The following is a 17,583-nucleotide window of genomic DNA, read 5'->3' as shown; positions in this document are numbered from 1 at the left end:
CAAAAACAGCATATTATTTTCGCTTTATCTGTAATTTAAGGCGACTAAAATTTTGTTTTTCAAATTCTTATTATTTTTAAAAGCAAATATTCCTAATCCAAAATATGGACTTTCGAAAATAAATTTTAACTTTATAATCTCATTTTTATCTTATGGAAAAAGAAGTACACGAACAATACGAATACGCTAGACGCCGATTAAGACAAAAAAAAATATTATATTTTCATTTTGTTCTTTTCCTTCTAGGAAGTTTATTTCTATTTATTGCCAATAAATTTTTTGGTTTTGGTGACGGTACCACCCAAAATTGGTGTATTTGGGGAATTACAATCTGGCTTTTCCTTTTTATTCTGCATTTTATAAAAGTGTATATAACTGACCGTTTTATGAATAAAAAATGGGAAAGAGAACAAATTGATCGTTTAGTTGCTTTACAGCAAAAAAGAATCAGTCAGCTTGAATCTTCTATTAACGAAGAGCATGAAAATAAAATTTAGTTAAGCATACCATGATTATAATAATAGCGGCTGCAGCCGAAAATAATGCGCTTGGAAAAAATAACGAATTAGTATGGCATTTGCCAAATGATTTTAAAAGGTTTAAATCGCTTACTACTGGTCATCATATTATTATGGGAAGAAAAACTTTTGAAAGTTTCCCAAAACCACTACCCGATCGTGTTCATGTTGTAATTTCTCGCCAAGAAAATTACAAACCAGAAGGATGCATTGTCGTAGATAGTATTGAAAAAGCTATTGCAATATGTCCTGAAAATGATGACAGCTATGTTATAGGTGGTGGAGAGATTTACAATCTTGCCCTTCCGTTTACCGACATTATTGAATTGACTAAAGTTCATCATTCTTTTGAAGCAGATGCTTTTTTTCCTAAAATCAATAAAAGTGAGTGGACTTTGGTAGAATCTGAAGAAAATTACAAAGACGAAAAACATCTTTATGATTACACTTATGAAACTTACATCAGAAAATAAATAAAAAACATCCTCTTTTTAGGGAGGATGTTTTTAAATAATTGACATGAAGCTTAACTCGCTCAAGAAAAATTTTTGTTTAAAAAATCACAAATGTTGAGAACATTTGTAAAACTGAATAACATTTAATGTTGTTTGAGACCTAAATCTCAAAAAGCCTTTAATAACAAATACCACTAAGATATTAAAGGCAGAAAATTAAAATTTCCAAAAACAAATTTAATCCTAAGAACGTACTTTGCACTTAAATATAGTATTTCCCCCCAAAGAACAATACTTACAAAACTCTTTCATGAACAAATGAAATTACCAGCGCAAAAAAGCAATCATTTGTTTAAGTCATGGCGACATTATCAATCATTAACTTTAATCATTTTTACTTTGACAAAGTTGCTCATAATAGCCCTTTTAGACAATACCGTGATTTAGGGATTTTGACAAAATACCTAGATTTAGGGATAGCAGAAATACCTTTTTATTCTGTTTTAAAATAAACACTCCAAAACATTTATTTGACAAATTAAAAAACTCAATTACAGTTAAACTAGATTGTTTATATTTGCCTAAATAAAAAAAATGTCTGAGAAAGTAACTCCGTATAAAGACTCTACCTTAGGTAAAAAAGAGCAAGTAACCCAAATGTTTGATACCATTTCTGGGAATTACGATAATTTGAATCGTGTAATTTCATTTGGAATTGACGTTAAATGGCGAAAAAAAGTATTAAAAATTGTTTCAGACAAGAAACCAAAAGTTATTCTGGATATTGCAACAGGTACTGGTGACTTAGCAATTTTAATGGCACAGACTAATGCTGAAAAAATTATTGGACTAGACATTTCTGCTGGAATGCTAGAAGTTGGTAAAAAGAAAGTTGAAGATAAAAATCTATCTAATGTTATTGAACTAGTTTTAGGCGATTCTGAAAACATGCCTTTTGACGACAATTACTTTGATGCTATTACGGTTGGCTTTGGTGTGAGAAATTTTGAAAACCTAGAAAAAGGTTTTGCAGAAATCTTAAGAGTCTTAAAGCCAAATGGAGTATTTGTTATATTAGAGACATCTGTTCCAGATAAATTTCCTTATAAACAGGGTTATAATTTTTACAGCAAAAATATACTTCCATTAATTGGTAAATTATTCTCTAAAGATAATGATGCCTATGGCTATTTATCTGAATCTGCTGCTGCTTTTCCTTATGGTGAGGCTTTAAACAATATTTTGAGAAAAACTGGGTTTATAGATGTTGTGGCAATGCCTCAAACTTTTGGTGTCGCAACAATTTATTCTGCATCTAAAAAATAGTATGAAAAAAGTTGTAATCTTATTTTTATTAGTCTTAACGACAAAAGGACATTCTCAATTTGCTAAAAACATGTTTAGCAAAGATCCCATCATTAATCTTGAAAACTGGCAAAAACAGCGCGTCTACTTTGGCTATTATCTAGGTTTTAATAGTTTTGACTTTAAATTTGATTACAAAACTCCTGTACAGCAAGATATTCAGGTTAAAAAAACTACCGGTTTTAATGTTGGTGTCGTAGCCGATTTAAGGCTCCAGGAATATATTAACCTTCGTTTTGAACCCGGTTTGTATTACACTAAACGAGATTTGTTTTTTCCTGGCGTAGGAACTACAGAAAACGACTATTTAAGAGAAGTAAATAGTACTTATATTCACTTTCCTTTATTGTTGAAATTTTCTGCCTTGCGTACAGGAAACATACGTCCGTACTTGGTTGGCGGTATGTCTACAACTTTAAATTTATCCAGCAATGCTAAGTCTCAAGATGATAACTTTGAGCAAAAATTTAGAGTAAAACAATGGACAGCTGCTTACGAATTAGGTTTAGGAATTGATATTTTTACCGAATACTTTATTTTTTCTCCTTCTGTTAGAGGAATGTTCGGAATCACAGATGAACTAATTAGAGATAAAACTCCAGACAGCCCTTGGACTGGAAATATCGATTCGATGAAATCTAGAGCAATTTTAATAAATTTCACTTTTCATTAAAACAAAATATCAACTATTTCGTTTAAATTCACTAAGAATAATTGCTGTTGCAGTAGCTACATTTAAACTTTCCGTTTTTTGAAGCTCTCCAAATCTAGGAATTGTTAGACGGCTGGTTACTATTTTTTCAATTTCTTCTGAAATTCCATTGGCTTCATTACCCATAATAATGACTCCATCCTGAGGTAATTTGGATTGATAAATATTTTCTCCGTCCATAAAAGTTCCAAAAACTGGCAGTTTAGTTTGAGCAAGAAAAAGTTTTAAATCAACATAGCTTACATTCACTCTGGTAATTGAACCCATTGTAGCTTGTACCACTTTCGGATTATAAATATCTACCGTTTCTTTAGAACAAATAATCTGCTTAATACCAAACCAATCGCAGAGACGCAAAATAGTTCCTAGATTTCCAGGATCTCTAATGTCGTCTAATGCTAAAATTAAACCCGAATCGATTGTCTTTTTGGGAACGGGAATTTTAAAAACTGCCAAACAAGAATTCGGAGTCGACAAAGCACTTATTTTTTTTAGTTCTTGTTCATTAATAAGAGTTCGTTTTGAAACATGTACCGTTTCAAAATCATTCAATGTGGTGTATAAATGTTCTAATTCAAAATTGGATTGCAGCAATTCTTGAATTACTTTTACTCCTTCAGCAAAGAATAATTGACTAGCAAAACGCTGCTTTTTTTGATGTAAACTAGAGATAAGCTTTATTTGGTTTTTACTAACCATAAAATAATGTACTTTTGAATTAAATATTAAAAAACACTTGAAAAATAATTCCACAAAAATAATAGCATTTCTTCTAATTGCAATATTAATTTGCGCTTGTAATGCCGTAAAAAGAGTTCCCGATGGAAAAAACCTTCTTGTAAAAAACAATATTTTAGTTAACGGAAAATCTACAAATGACGAAACAGCTTCTAACCAAATGTACCAAAAACCAAATGGTAAATTATTAGGTTATAAACTTCGATTAAATTTATACAATTTAGCCAATTTAAATCCAGATTCTACTTATCAGGCAAAATTTAAAAATAATCCTGGAAAATATGAGCGTATGTCTAAAATACTCTCTGCAAAACAAGTAGATCGTCTTGGACAATCGTTTTATTACAAAGGAATTCATGAGTTTTTAAAAAGCACTGGCGAACCGCCTGTAATAATTGACACTTCGAAAACCAGAAAATCATTATTACGTTTAAAATACTATTATTTCAACAATGGTTTTTTTAACGTCCATACCGATTATTCAATCGACACCGTCGGAGTAAAAAGAGCCGAAATTAATTATAATATTACGACAGGACCAGCTTATAAATTGGACACTATTAGTACCAAAATAATGACTCCTGCGTTAGACTCTTTATACAGAACCAACAATGAACCTTCTTTATTAAAATCTGGAAATCAATACAAAACTACCGATTTTGAAGAAGAAAAAAACCGTATTACAACCTACTTTAGAAATCACGGAGCTTATTATTTTCAGCCTACTTATGTGACTTTTGACATTGACACCATTGGCAAAAAAGCAAAAGCCGATGTGAGCTTAATTATTAACAACAACACTATTCAGGAAAAAGATTCGAGCCGCACAGAACCTTTTAAATTATATAAAATTAGCGATGTAAATATTTACACCGATTATTCTGCTGCCAATGCTAAGAAAAAACCAACTGATAGCGTAACATACAACAACTTTAATCTATATAGTTACAAAGGATTAAAATATAGACCGCGTGCTATTACCGACGCTATCTTCATTACAAAAGGAAGTACTTTTGCTGATTTTAGAACTACCCTTTCTTCTCGCTCTTTAAACAATTTGAGGATTTTCAACTATCCTTCTATTCAATATGAAGTAGACAAGAGAGATTCTACAGCTCAATCTCTTATCGCCAACGTTTATTTGACTCCAAGAAAAAAATACAGTTTTGGAGCTACTCTTGACTTAACACACTCAAATATTCAGGATTTCGGGATTGGAGCCAGCATTTCTGAAACGATTCGAAATGTATTTAATCGAGCAGAAACTCTTGAAATTTCAGCACGTTTAAATGTTGGTTCATCTAGAGACATGGCCAATCCAAACAACAACTTCTTTAACGTTTCGGAATATGGTCTAGATATGAAATTGAATTTTCCGAGAATTTTACTGCCTTTTGGAACCGAAAAAATCATTCCGAAAAGTATGATTCCTTATACCTCCATATCTTCCGGTTTTTCCAAACAGAGAAATATTGGTCTAGATAAAGAAAACTTTACAGGAGGTATATCCTATAACTGGAGTCCAAAACGTCATAATACTGCGAAACTAGAATTATTGAATGCACAGTTTGTCCGCAACTTAAATCCAGACAACTATTTTAGAGTTTACACTTCTTCTTATGATGATCTAAATGGAATTGGAAGAGATTACAATGTTAACCCGGGCAACTGGGGAGAAACAACAGAAGAACAAGCAAGAAAAGATCTGACAATACCTAAAGGAACAACAGGATTTACTAATGACGTATTAACAGGCCAAACTGCTCTAACACCTTCAAACTCTCAATATCAAGAAGTTGAAAGTATCGAAGAAAGAAGAATTCGTTTAACTGAAAATGATTTCATTCTAGCAACCAGCTTCTCTTTTACCAAGACAACTAAAAAAGATTTAGCAGATAACAACTTCTATCAATTTAGAACAAAAATAGAATCTGCGGGGACTTTATTGACTTTAGTATCTGAAATTGGAAACCTTCAAAAAAATTCTAGAGGGAATTATGAGATTTTCAACCTGGAATACTCAGAATATGTTAAAACCGAATTTGATTACATCAAACACTGGGATTTTGGAAAAGAAAAAGTTTTGGCTGTTAGAAGTTTCTTCGGAATTGCAGTTCCGTTTGGAAATTCAAATTACATTCCGTTTTCGCGAAGTTATTATGCCGGAGGTTCAAATGACAACCGTGCTTGGCAACCTTATGCTTTAGGACCAGGAAGCACAAATGCTGTAAATGACTTTAATGAAGCAAATATGAAAATTGCGGCAAGTATCGAATATCGCTTCAAAATTTTTGGAGATGTTAAAGGAGCACTCTTTGCAGACGCCGGAAATATCTGGAATGTACTCGATAATGTCGTAGATCCTAAAGCAAAATTTGACAACTTAAACGATTTAGAAGAAATTGCTTTGGGTACAGGATTTGGTTTAAGATACGATTTGAGCTTTTTTGTTATTCGTTTAGATTTAGGCTTTAAGACTTATAATCCGGCGCATGAGAAGGGAGATCGATGGTTTAAAGAATACAATTTTGGACACTCGGTTTTAAATTTTGGTATAAATTATCCGTTCTAATGCTAATTAATTCTTATTTTTGCAACCTAAAAACTAAAAACAACTATAAAAAAAATTACAATGGCACATAACATTAAACCAGGAGTAGCTACAGGAGATCAAGTACAAGAGATCTTTAATTATGCTAAAGAGAAGGGTTTTGCTCTTCCAGCAGTAAACGTTACTGGATCAAGCACAATTAACGGAGTTCTTGAAACTGCAGCAAAACTAAACGCGCCAGTTATCATTCAATTTTCTAACGGAGGAGCACAATTCAACGCTGGAAAAGGATTATCAAATGCAGGTGAAAAAGCAGCAATCGCGGGAGGAATCGCGGGAGCAAAACATATTCATACTTTGGCAGAAGCTTACGGTGCAACTGTAATCTTACACACTGACCACTGCGCAAAAAAACTTTTACCTTGGATTGATGGTTTATTAGATGCTTCTGAAAAACACTTCGCAGAAACAGGAAAACCATTATTCAGTTCTCACATGATCGATTTGTCTGAGGAGCCAATCGAAGAAAACATCGAGATCTGTAAAGAATATTTAGCTAGAATGAGCAAAATGGGTATGACATTAGAAATCGAACTTGGTATTACAGGTGGTGAAGAAGATGGTGTTGATAACTCTGATGTTGACAGCTCAAAATTATATACTCAACCAGAAGAAGTAGCTTACGCTTACGAAGAATTATCTAAAGTAAGTCCTAAATTTACTATTGCTGCTGCTTTCGGAAACGTTCACGGTGTTTACAAACCAGGAAACGTAAAATTAACTCCAAAAATCTTAAAAAATTCTCAAGACTTCGTACAAAACAAATTCAACACAGGACACAATCCAGTTGATTTCGTATTCCACGGAGGTTCAGGTTCTACACTTGAAGAAATCAGAGAAGGAATTAGCTACGGAGTTATCAAAATGAACATCGATACAGATTTACAGTTTGCATACACTGAAGGAATCCGTGACTACATGGTTAAAAATCTTGACTATTTAAAATCACAAATTGGTAACCCAGAAGGTGCAGATGCTCCAAACAAAAAATATTACGATCCAAGAAGATGGGTTCGTGAAAGCGAAGTAACATTCAACGCAAGACTTGAACAAGCTTTTGCTGATTTAAACAATGTGAATACACTATAATAAAAAAGTTTCAAGTTTAAAGTTTCAAGTTTCAGGTTTCGCAACTTGAAACTTGAAACCTCAAACAAAAAAAACATTCAATATGGCTTGGTTTAAAAGACAAGAAAAAGGGATTACGACCGCTACAGAAGATAAGATGGACGTTCCGAAAGGATTGTGGTACAAATCTCCTACTGGAAAAATTATTGATGCTGACGAATTAGCGAGAAATTTATTCGTGAGCCCTGAAGATGATTTTCACGTTCGAATTGGAAGCGCAACCTATTTTGAAATTTTATTCGACAACAACGAATTTGTTGAGTTAGACAAAAACATGACTTCTAAAGATCCTTTGCATTTTGTGGATACAAAAAAATATGCAGAGCGCTTGAAAGATGTAATGGAAAAAACTCACTTAAAAGACGCTGTTCGTACGGGAGTAGGAAAATCTAAAGGAAGAGAACTTGTAATTTGCTGTATGGATTTTGCATTCATCGGTGGATCTATGGGAGCTGTAGTAGGTGAAAAAATCGCTAGAGGTATTGATCATGCTATTAAAAACAAACTTCCATTTGTAATGATTTCTAAATCTGGTGGAGCTCGTATGATGGAAGCTGCTTATTCTTTAATGCAATTAGCAAAAACTTCTGTAAAACTAGCTCAATTAGCTGAAGCTAAATTACCTTACATCTCTCTTTGTACAGATCCTACAACTGGAGGAACAACTGCATCTTACGCTATGTTAGGAGACATCAACATCTCTGAGCCAGGCGCTTTGATTGGTTTTGCTGGTCCGCGTGTTGTACGTGACACTACAGGAAAAGATTTACCAGAAGGTTTCCAAACTGCTGAGTTCTTATTAGAGCACGGTTTCTTAGACTTTATCACGCCTAGAAAAGAATTGAAAGATAAGATCAACTTATATATCGATTTGATTCAAAATAATGATATTCGATAGTTTTAAAACTATTCAAAATAGAAAATCCCAAGAAATTGCTTCTTGGGATTTTTTTATATCTTTATTTTAAATCTCATTCTTTATGGTTAGAATTTTTATTGGTTTTATGATTTGCTTTCTTCTTTTGAATTGTGCTAAAAAAGAAGAAAAAGCTGTTATTAAAAACAAACCTTACATCATCTCTCATGAAGATAAAGAACTTGAAAAATATTATGATTCATTAGGCGTGCCTCCTCCATCAACAAAAGGATTTTTCTATGGAGAAAGCCAATTATTAATTGACAAAAAAGGAAATTTATATTTTTATCAAAAAAGATATATTCAAATTTTATGTAGTTATGGTAGTGAAAAAGATACACTCCCACATTTTCTTGATTTACAACCAAAAGACATTGTCAAAATTCCGAAAAAATGTCTAAACGATTTTCTGTCAGAAAATATTTTAACAAAAGAAAAAAGGAGACAACTTTTAATAATAGGCTCACAAAGCGATACAATTAAAAATCCTTACTTTTTGGATTTTTTAAAAAGCAACATCATACAAACCTACTACGTAAGAAGAACCACACAAGAAGAAGATACTGTTTTAAAATACAAAACCAATAGTGATTACTATTACTCTGATTCTATTAAATGGGATCGAACAAAAATTAAGTTTCCTAATAAACAACACAAGTAAATCGCAAAAAATTGCTTCTTGGGATTTTTTTTTTATTTTGTTCTGATACCGATGACAATTCTAAATCATCCCGCTTTTTTCAAATCCTTTTTTAATTCTTTTTCAGCAATTTTAAAAACCCTTTTCTCACGCCAGATTGCATAACGTTCTCTAAAAATTACTTTTATACCGCTATCTACCGCGCCATGCATAAATAAACTCCAAACGCTGGCTATTTTTCTAGACCATGATGCATCCCATGCGCGAAGTGTTAGAGAAAAAGAACCATCAATATAACGCATCCAATGCCACATTCCGGTTGGCATAAACAACGTATCTCCATGTTCTAAGAAAACTTCATACCCTTCTACTCCTTTCAAAGCAGGGAATTTTTCAAAATCGGGATTGGCAACATCATAATCTTCTAAGGCATAAGTAGTATTGGGCACACAATAAAGTCTTTTTTTCCATTTATTGTCAAACAGTATAATATGTTTTCTTCCTCCAAAATGGGTATGAAAAAGATGCGGCAAATCAATATCATAATGCAGGAAAGTAATCGCCTTTGATCCTCCAAAAAACATTGCAGGCATACTTTCTATAAAACCTCCCATTAATTCTTTTGGAACTTTTACATCATCAATTAATTCAGGTCTGTGTTTAAAAAGATTGAAGAAGAAAATACGCAATTGTGTTGGTTCGCGTTTTATCAAATCGAGGTATTCTCCAAATTTCATACTCGCTATAGAAGCGTTGATTACTTTTGTTGGATCTGCCTTTGAATTATCTACAAGTTTAACCTCTATCTCTCCAGCAATCTGCTTGAAATACTCTGTTGACCATTTTTCTCTTGCTGGCCAATCTTTTGTAAGTCCCTTTATGATTAAAGGTTTTCTTTTATCTAAGTAATTCTTTTTAAAATCTTCCTTAGAAATCGACTCAACAGTATCAACAGATTTAAGATTAAAGCTCATTTATCTTGTGTTTTAATTTGTTGTCTATCAAATGTATCTATTTATTCTCACTCAACAAAATTTACAATTAAATAACACAAAAACAATATTCTACATACCTGTACGAATCGCTTCAACTGGATCTAAATTTGCTGCCGAAACCGCTGGCAAAATTCCAGAAATTAAACCAATAAGAGCCGCTAAACTAGTTCCTAAAAGAATATTTCCTAAACTCAAAACAAATTCAAAATCGAGGACTTTTGTTAAGATTACAGCGATTCCCCAAACCATTAGCAGTCCAATAATTCCACCGATAACAGAAAGAATAACGGCTTCAAACAAAAATTGAAATAGGATAAATTTATTCTTCGCCCCCAATGATTTCTGAATTCCGATAAGATTGGTTCTTTCTTTAACCGAAACAAACATGATATTCGCAATTCCGAAACCTCCAACTAAAAGAGAAAACCCACTGATAATCCATCCTACAAAATTCATCTGACCTAAAATTCCATCAATAAAATCAGTAAAACCAGAAAGCACATTTATAAAGAAATTATCCATTTCTCCTGCTTTCATTCCACGGATTGCTCTCAATTTTTGTGCAATTTCTGCTTTGTATGCATCCATATCTACACCTTTTACCGGTTTTAAAACAATTACAGGCGTCATGGAATCACTATCTCCGTACATTCTTCTTAAAAAATTGGCTGGAAGATAAACCGAAGTATCATTGCTATCTCCAAAAAAACCAGCTCCTTGTTTTGCCATTACGCCAATTACAGTAAATCGCTGTCCATATAAGCGAATATTTTTCCCGATTGGATCACTTGTTCCAAAAAGGCCATCGGCTATATCGTATCCTAAAACAATAACGGGAGTTCCTGAATTAGATTCAGATTCGTTATAAAACCTTCCTTTGTCAAAACTCAATCCGTCGATATCAACCATTTCGTTTGATGACGGAATAATATTTACATCGCTGACTGTTTTAGAATCGTATTTTAAACTTTCTCTATTTACAAAAAGCTGATATCCGACTTGATCGGTATCATTCATTGAGTTTTTCAGCCCAATATATTCGTCATATTTCACATTTGGAAATTGCTCTCTCTTCCATTGCGGAATTTCAGAAGGCCCAAAGCAATATTTCATCAAATAAATTGTATTTTTATCCAAGCTGCTCAGATCTTTAGAGATTTTTTTATCTAAAGAGTCAACAGCGGCCAAAACGGCAATGATTGAAAAAATACCGATCGTTACGCCTAAAAGCGACAATAAAGTTCGTAATTTATTATTTCGCAAAGCATTGATGGCAAAGCTTAGACTTTCTTTTAATAATCTTAGATAAACGATCATATTTTTGTATTTTTCAATAAAGTAAAATTCAATAATTTAAATTCAAAAACCTAATAAAAGTTAACTTACTCATCAGTAGATTTTTTTAGCATTTTGTTACACTAATTTTCTTTAATATAATATATAAAAAAACTACTTTTGCAGTCTCAAAATCATAACTACACAATGAGCACAACAAAAAAAATACAATCGGCATTAATTTCTGTTTTTTCTAAAGATGGATTGGAACCAATTGTTAGAAAATTACACGAACAAAATGTAACACTTTATTCAACTGGAGGAACCGAAGATTTCATCAAAAACCTTGGTATTCCAGTCGTTCCTGTTGAAGATATCACTTCTTTCCCTGAAATTCTTGGCGGAAGAGTAAAAACTTTACACCCAAAGATTTTTGGCGGAATCTTGAATCGTCAAGACAACGAAAGCGACGTTCAGCAAATGAAGGAATTTGACATTCCTCAAATTGATTTGGTAATTGTTGATTTATATCCTTTTGAAAAAACGGTTGCTTCTGGAGCAAGCGAACAAGATATTATTGAAAAAATCGATATTGGCGGAATTTCATTAATTCGTGCTGGTGCGAAAAATTTCAAAGACACTGTAATTGTAGCTTCTGTTAACGAGTACAGCTTACTTTTGGATTTGATTACGGAGCAAGATGGAGCAACAACTTTGGAAAACAGAAGATTGTTGGCTACTAAAGCATTCCACGTTTCATCTCACTATGATGGAGCTATTTTTAATTATTTCAATACAGACGAGACTATTTACAAAGAAAGCATTGCAAATGGTCAAGTTTTAAGATACGGTGAAAACCCTCACCAAAAAGGATTCTTCTTTGGAGATTTTGATGCAATGTTCAACAAACTTCACGGAAAAGAACTATCTTACAACAATTTGCTGGATGTTGATGCTGCAGTAAATTTAATTGCTGAATTTAAAACTGACGGACCAACATTCGCCATTTTAAAACACAACAATGCTTGCGGATTGGCTTCAAGAAAAACAATCAGCGAAGCTTATTTAGCCGCTTTAGCTTGTGACCCAACCTCTGCTTTTGGCGGAGTGTTAATTTCTAACACTAAAATTGATTTAGAAACGGCGCAAGAAATCAACAAATTATTCTGCGAGGTTGTAATCGCTCCTGCATATGATGATGAGGCAGTTACCGTTTTACAAGAGAAGAAAAACAGAATTATTTTAGTTCAAAATGAAGTGGAATTACCTTCTCGTCAAGTAAGAACTTGTCTTAATGGTTTGTTAATTCAGGACAGAAATAATATTACAGATAATAAAGAGCATTTAAAAACCGTTACCATTACAGAACCTACTGCTCAAGAGATCGAAGATTTGATCTTTGCTTCTAAAATCTGCAAGAATACAAAATCAAACACTATTGTATTTGCTAAGAACGGAACATTGATTTCATCAGGTACAGGTCAGACTTCAAGAGTTGACGCTTTAATTCAAGCTGTTGACAAAGCAAAAGCTTTTGGATTTGATTTAAATGGAGCTTCGATGGCAAGTGATGCATTTTTCCCATTTCCGGATTGTGTAGAATTAGCTAAAAAAGCAGGAATAACTGCTGTAATTCAGCCAGGAGGTTCAATAAAAGACGAATTAAGCATAAATTATTGCAACGAAAATAATCTTGCAATGGTATTTACAGGAACTCGTCATTTTAAACATTAATTTGTTTAACTTTGTTCGATAAATAATTTATAACATTTTAAACCCCTAAAAAACTTATGGGATTTTTTGATTTCATGACCGAGGATATTGCGATAGACCTTGGAACCGCAAACACTTTAATCATTCATAATGATAAAGTTGTCATTGATAGTCCGTCTATCGTTGCACGTGATAGAGTATCAGGCAAAATCATTGCTGTTGGTAAGGAAGCCAATATGATGCAAGGTAAAACACATGAAAACATCAAAACTATAAGGCCTTTGAAAGATGGTGTAATTGCTGATTTTGATGCTTCGGAAAAAATGATCAATATGTTCATTAAAAGTATTCCTGCATTGAAAAAAAGAATGTTTACTCCAGCTTTACGTATGGTTGTATGTATTCCTTCTGGTATTACTGAAGTGGAGATGAGAGCGGTGAAGGAATCTTGTGAGAGAGTAAACGGAAAAGAAGTTTATTTGATTCATGAGCCAATGGCAGCGGCAATTGGTATTGGTATAGACATTATGCAGCCAAAAGGTAACATGATTGTAGATATCGGAGGTGGTACAACAGAAATTGCTGTTATCGCTTTAGGCGGAATTGTGTGTGACAAATCTGTAAAAATTGCAGGTGATGTTTTCACAAACGACATCGTTTATTACATGCGTACACAACACAACCTTTTTGTGGGAGAAAGTACTGCAGAAAAAATTAAAATTCAAATTGGAGCGGCAATCGAAGATTTAGATGGTCCGCCAGAAGATATGTCAGTTCAAGGTAGAGATTTACTTACTGGTAAACCAAAACAAGTAGATGTTTCTTACCGTGAAATTGCAAAAGCACTAGACAAATCTATTCAGCGTATTGAAGATGCGGTAATGGAAACATTATCTCAGACTCCGCCAGAATTAGCAGCAGATATCTACAACACTGGTATCTATTTAGCTGGTGGTGGATCAATGTTAAGAGGCCTTGACAAACGTATTTCTCAAAAAACAGACTTACCGGTTTATATTGCCGAAGATCCTTTAAGAGCAGTTGTACGAGGAACAGGAATGGCTCTTAAAAACATCGCTAAATTTAAAAGTATCTTAATCAAATAAGATTCAAAATAACAATCAATTTACTTTTATAAGGGTCAGATTTTTAATATTTGACCCTTGTAAAAACTGAAACCTTTAAGCATATCCTGAAACAAAATAACCAGACAAGAAATGCAGCAAATATTTAATTTCATTATAAGAAACAGTAATCGATTGCTGTTTTTGCTGCTTTTAGGTATTTCGTTGACGCTCACAATTCAATCGCATTCCTACCACAGAAGCAGAGTAATCAGTTCAGCTAATTTTTTAAGCGGAGGTGTTTATGAAAGAATTAATCGTGTAAACGAATATTTGAATTTAAGAGCCGAAAATGATGAACTTGTATTAGAGAATGCAAGGTTAAAAAGTCTTTTATTTAATAAAGAAGATACTACCAAAGCACCATTACCAGATAGCATTAAAGGTGTAAAACCTGCAGATATCGTTGTATCGAAAGTAATTCACAATACATACAACACACACGAAAACTATATCACTTTGAACTCTGGAAGCAAAGAAGGAGTTAAGCCAGATATGGGAGTCATAAACAGCTTAGGTATTATTGGAGTAGTAGACAATACTTCTGCAAACTATTCTACAGTAGTGAGCATTTTGAACATGAAGTCACATATTAATGCTAAAATCAAAAAATCTAACCACTTTGGTTCTTTAACTTGGGATGGTAAAAGCACAGGATTTGTTCAGCTAGAAGACGTGCCAAGATTAGCATCAATTAGAAAAGGCGACACTATTGTTACCGGAGGACAATCTGTAATTTTCCCTGAAGGAATTAATATCGGAACTGTAGACGTTATATACAAAAAAGAGAACACAAGCTTTTATGTTATAAAAGTTAAACTATTTAACGATATGACGAACTTGGGTCATGTATATGTCATCAAAAGCAAAGACAGAGAGGAACTTATTAACTTAGAAAACAAAAACAAAGAAAAAAATGAATAGCGCTCTGTTAGTCAATATTTTTCGATTTATTATGTTACTGGCAGTTCAGATTGTTATTTTCAACAATATGAATTTCTTAGGATATATAAGTCCTTTTCCGTATATCTTGTATATCATTCTATACCCTGTTAACAGCAATAAAGCAGGATTAATAATCTCTAGTTTTTTACTTGGACTTACAATGGATATGTTCTGTAATTCTGGAGGCATACATGCAACTGCGTGTGTTATATTAGCGTATTATAGACCCTATATTTTTAAATTTTCTTTTGGTCTGAGTTATGAATATCAAACTATTAAACTAAACGAATCTTTAACACCGGAACGATTTTCATTTATACTGGTTTCGGTTTTAATGCATCATATTGTATTATTTGTCTTAGAAGCATTTCAATTCAAATTCATCTGGGACATTTTGCTCCGAACATTATTTAGTTCTATCTTTACTATAATCACCTCAATAATAATAATTTATCTTATTAAGCCCAATAAACGATGAGAAAAGTCTTGCTGCCCACTATAATTATTATTGCAGCGTCTTTGCTAGTGATTAGGATTTTTTACCTGCAGATTATTGATGATTCTTTCAAATTGAAATCTGAAAATAATGCGATAAAAAAAGTATATGACTATCCTGAAAGAGGTTATATTTATGATCGTAACGGAAAACTTCTTGTTGCGAATCAGGCTTCTTATGACATCATGGTTATTCCTAGAGATATTAAAAAAGATTTAAATATTGCCGAATTTTGCGCTCTTCTAAATATTACTGAAGAAGAATATCATAAACGTGTTGAAAAGGCAAAAGTATATAGTCCGAGACTTCCTTCTGTTTTCTTATCTCAGCTAAATAAAAACGAATTTGCCGCTTTTCAGGAAAAGATCAGAAAATATGATGGTTTTTATTTCCAAAAAAGATCACTTCGTGATTATGAAGTAGATTATGGTGCAAATATTTTTGGTTTTATTACACAAGTTAACGAAAAACAGATTGAAAAAAATCCTTACTACAATAGTGGAGATTTAATTGGAAAACAAGGTGTAGAGCAAAGTTATGAAGAAATTTTACGCGGAATAAAAGGTGTAAAATACATTCAAAAAGACAAATACAACCGAGAAATTGGCGCCTATAAAGAAGGAAAATACGACACGATCGCCGTAGCTGGAGAAGATATTAATTTAACTATTGATGCTGAACTTCAAAAATATGGCGAGGAATTGATGATTAATAAACGAGGAGGTATTGTCGCTCTTGAGCCTAAATCTGGAGAAATCCTAGCATTGGTCACTGCTCCTTCCTATGATCCAGGTATTTTGGTAGGCCGCCAAAGATCTAAAAATTATACGCTTTTATATAACGATTCTATTTCAAAACCATTATATGACAGGGGACTTTTAGCAGAGTATCCTCCAGGTTCGCCATTTAAAATCCTGACTGGTTTGGTCGCACTTCAAGAAGGTGTCATAAATGAGCAGACTACTTTTATGTGCCATCACGGATTTAGCTATGGTGGAGGCCGATTTATGAAGTGCCACGGCTTTGGCCCACACCAATTGCATAACGGAATCTACAATTCTTGCAACACTTATTTTGGACAAGCTTATATGCTTACAATCAATAAGTATAAAGATCCTGGCCAAGCAGTTGATGTTTGGAGCGGTCACATAAAAAGTTTTGGTTTAGGACAATTTATGGGATATGATTTACCTATTGGAAAACGAGGAAATATCCCAACTTCTAAAACCTATAAAAGGATTTATCCTAACGGAGGATGGAGAAGTTCAACCATTGTATCGAATGCAATTGGTCAGGGAGAGGTTTTAATGACACCTATACAATTAGCCAACATGATGGCGACTGTAGCAAATCAGGGGTATTACTACACTCCTCATATCATTAAGAAAATCGAGGGAGAAAAAATAGACGAAAAGTTCACAACTAAACACGTGACTACTATTGATCAAAAATATTTTCCTCCAGTTATTAGCGGACTGTTCGATGTTTACAACAAAGGTACAGCTTACAGCTTAAGAGTAGAAGGAATCGATATTTGCGGAAAAACAGGTACTGCCGAGAACTTTGCTAAAATAAACGGTAAAAGAACACAGCTTAAAGACCACTCTATATTTGTTGCTTTTGCCCCAAAAGACAATCCAAAAATTGCTATTGCGGTTATGATTGAAAATGGAGGTTTTGGAGCAACAGTTGCGGGTCCGATAGCAAGTTTAATGATTGAAAAATATCTAAGAAAAAAAATTACAAGAACCGATCTAGAAGTAAGAGTACTAAACAAAAGCTTACTTTCAGAATATGCAAAATTAGGAGGAATAAGTGAGGCTCTTAAAATTGAATCTGTTCCAAAAGATTCTGTTTTACAAGCAAAAATTATAAAGCCAAAAGCGCCCGTTACAACGGCACCAAAAACTGAAGTCAAAAAAACAGCAGTAGACACAACTAAGAAAAACTAA

The 17,583-nt window shown here is 33.2% G+C and carries 16 protein-coding genes; 13 read left to right on the top strand and 3 right to left on the bottom strand.

Going from position 1 to position 17,583, the window contains the following annotated elements; genetic code table 11:
* Positions 1–152 precede the first annotated feature (152 nt).
* From M0M44_RS07575 to porT, 4 genes are all read left to right on the top strand, one after another.
* Positions 153–497 (top strand): 2TM domain-containing protein, encoded by a 345-nt coding sequence (locus M0M44_RS07575; RefSeq protein ID WP_248729218.1) that lies wholly within the window; start codon positions 153–155, stop codon positions 495–497.
* 11 nt (positions 498–508) lie between these two features.
* Positions 509–991 (top strand): dihydrofolate reductase, encoded by a 483-nt coding sequence (locus tag M0M44_RS07570; protein WP_248729217.1) that lies wholly within the window; start codon positions 509–511, stop codon positions 989–991.
* Between the two features lie 576 nt (positions 992–1,567).
* Positions 1,568–2,299 (top strand): bifunctional demethylmenaquinone methyltransferase/2-methoxy-6-polyprenyl-1,4-benzoquinol methylase UbiE, encoded by a 732-nt coding sequence (ubiE, locus tag M0M44_RS07565; RefSeq protein ID WP_248729216.1) that lies wholly within the window; start codon positions 1,568–1,570, stop codon positions 2,297–2,299.
* A gap of 1 nt (position 2,300) precedes the next feature.
* Entirely contained in the window at positions 2,301–3,011 is a 711-nt protein-coding gene (gene porT, locus M0M44_RS07560) for a type IX secretion/gliding motility protein PorT/SprT (protein ID WP_248729215.1), read from the top strand.
* A 9-nt stretch (positions 3,012–3,020) separates the two neighbouring features.
* On the opposite strand, the gene M0M44_RS07555 is transcribed toward porT, so the two are convergent.
* Complete coding sequence (locus M0M44_RS07555; protein WP_248729214.1) at positions 3,021–3,749, bottom strand: RNA methyltransferase; 729 nt, start codon at positions 3,747–3,749, stop codon at positions 3,021–3,023.
* A gap of 37 nt (positions 3,750–3,786) precedes the next feature.
* On the opposite strand from M0M44_RS07555, the gene tamL reads away from it, so the two are divergent.
* From tamL to M0M44_RS07535, 4 genes are all read left to right on the top strand, one after another.
* Positions 3,787–6,360, top strand: a complete 2,574-nt coding sequence (tamL, locus tag M0M44_RS07550) for a translocation and assembly module lipoprotein TamL (RefSeq protein WP_248729213.1) — start codon at positions 3,787–3,789, stop codon at positions 6,358–6,360.
* Between the two features lie 60 nt (positions 6,361–6,420).
* Positions 6,421–7,488 carry a class II fructose-bisphosphate aldolase gene (gene fbaA / locus M0M44_RS07545; protein WP_035645669.1) on the top strand — a complete coding sequence of 356 codons (1,068 nt, stop codon included), beginning with the start codon at positions 6,421–6,423 and terminating at the stop codon, positions 7,486–7,488.
* An 82-nt stretch (positions 7,489–7,570) separates the two neighbouring features.
* On the top strand, positions 7,571–8,425 hold the full coding sequence (gene accD, locus M0M44_RS07540; protein WP_026728501.1) for an acetyl-CoA carboxylase, carboxyltransferase subunit beta: 855 nt from the start codon (positions 7,571–7,573) through the stop codon (positions 8,423–8,425).
* A gap of 82 nt (positions 8,426–8,507) precedes the next feature.
* Positions 8,508–9,104, top strand: a complete 597-nt coding sequence (locus M0M44_RS07535) for a hypothetical protein (protein WP_248729212.1) — start codon at positions 8,508–8,510, stop codon at positions 9,102–9,104.
* A 65-nt stretch (positions 9,105–9,169) separates the two neighbouring features.
* Here the strand turns inward: M0M44_RS07535 and M0M44_RS07530 are convergent, their stop codons facing one another.
* Both M0M44_RS07530 and M0M44_RS07525 read right to left on the bottom strand, forming a co-directional pair.
* Positions 9,170–10,057 (bottom strand): cupin-like domain-containing protein, encoded by an 888-nt coding sequence (locus M0M44_RS07530; RefSeq protein WP_248729211.1) that lies wholly within the window; start codon positions 10,055–10,057, stop codon positions 9,170–9,172.
* Between the two features lie 90 nt (positions 10,058–10,147).
* Positions 10,148–11,395 carry an ABC transporter permease gene (locus M0M44_RS07525; protein ID WP_248729210.1) on the bottom strand — a complete coding sequence of 416 codons (1,248 nt, stop codon included), beginning with the start codon at positions 11,393–11,395 and terminating at the stop codon, positions 10,148–10,150.
* Between the two features lie 165 nt (positions 11,396–11,560).
* On the opposite strand from M0M44_RS07525, the gene purH reads away from it, so the two are divergent.
* The 5 genes from purH (at position 11,561) to mrdA (ending at position 17,583) form a co-directional block, all read left to right on the top strand.
* Positions 11,561–13,087: a bifunctional phosphoribosylaminoimidazolecarboxamide formyltransferase/IMP cyclohydrolase gene (gene purH, locus M0M44_RS07520; protein ID WP_095928101.1), complete on the top strand. Its 1,527-nt coding sequence runs from the start codon at positions 11,561–11,563 to the stop codon at positions 13,085–13,087.
* Positions 13,088–13,143: 56 nt separating this feature from the next.
* Positions 13,144–14,172 carry a rod shape-determining protein gene (locus M0M44_RS07515; RefSeq protein ID WP_008466528.1) on the top strand — a complete coding sequence of 343 codons (1,029 nt, stop codon included), beginning with the start codon at positions 13,144–13,146 and terminating at the stop codon, positions 14,170–14,172.
* A 111-nt stretch (positions 14,173–14,283) separates the two neighbouring features.
* Positions 14,284–15,114: a rod shape-determining protein MreC gene (gene mreC, locus M0M44_RS07510; RefSeq protein ID WP_095928102.1), complete on the top strand. Its 831-nt coding sequence runs from the start codon at positions 14,284–14,286 to the stop codon at positions 15,112–15,114.
* On the top strand, positions 15,107–15,613 hold the full coding sequence (locus M0M44_RS07505) for a rod shape-determining protein MreD (RefSeq protein ID WP_095928103.1): 507 nt from the start codon (positions 15,107–15,109) through the stop codon (positions 15,611–15,613). Before mreC ends, M0M44_RS07505 begins: the two co-directional genes overlap by 8 nt.
* On the top strand, positions 15,610–17,583 hold the full coding sequence (gene mrdA / locus M0M44_RS07500) for a penicillin-binding protein 2 (RefSeq protein ID WP_248729209.1): 1,974 nt from the start codon (positions 15,610–15,612) through the stop codon (positions 17,581–17,583). Before M0M44_RS07505 ends, mrdA begins: the two co-directional genes overlap by 4 nt.

The organism is Flavobacterium humidisoli, from assembly GCF_023272795.1.
Lineage (GTDB): Bacteria > Bacteroidota > Bacteroidia > Flavobacteriales > Flavobacteriaceae > Flavobacterium > Flavobacterium humidisoli.
Note: the sequence above shows the minus strand (reverse complement) of the source record. Positions and strands in the feature narration are given on the sequence as shown.